The organism is Enterococcus sp. B2E4, from assembly GCF_030499455.1.
Lineage (GTDB): Bacteria > Bacillota > Bacilli > Lactobacillales > Enterococcaceae > Enterococcus_D > Enterococcus_D casseliflavus.
Genome location: NZ_JAUKPK010000058.1, coordinates 1 through 411, shown reverse-complemented (window position 1 = coordinate 411; position 411 = coordinate 1). Strand labels below are relative to the sequence as shown.

The 411-nt window shown below is 39.4% G+C and carries 1 protein-coding gene; it reads right to left on the bottom strand.

The features are described 5' to 3' along the window. Positions 1–368: recombinase family protein (locus Q1X33_RS16630; RefSeq protein WP_301996815.1), on the bottom strand; the 368-nt coding region annotated here is incomplete at its 3' end. Positions 369–411 lie beyond the last annotated feature (43 nt).

Sequence of the window (411 nt, the reverse complement as noted above, 5' to 3'; positions counted from 1 at the left end):
ACTGATATGTTCTTATCCTTGAGCTGTCTAATGTATTGAAGGCAGTCTAGGGTGTTACGCGCAAATCGGCTGATGGATTTTGTAATAACCATGTCGATGTTACCGTCCATACACTCTGCAATCATGCGAGTAAATTCGTCACGCTTTTTAGTGTTCGTACCAGAGATACCATCATCTGCAAAGATGCCAGCAAACTCCCATTCATTATTTTTCTTTATAAACTCTGTATAGTGTGCGACCTGAACCTCATAGCTAGAATTTTGTTCTTCTGTTTCTGTAGAAACACGGCAATAGGCAGCAACACGAAGTTTCTTTATCTTTTCTTTTGCGGCTGTACTTCCTACTCTTTTACGAGCAGGAATAACCATTATATTTTTCTCTGTCACTTTATTCCTCGCTTTCTATCAGACT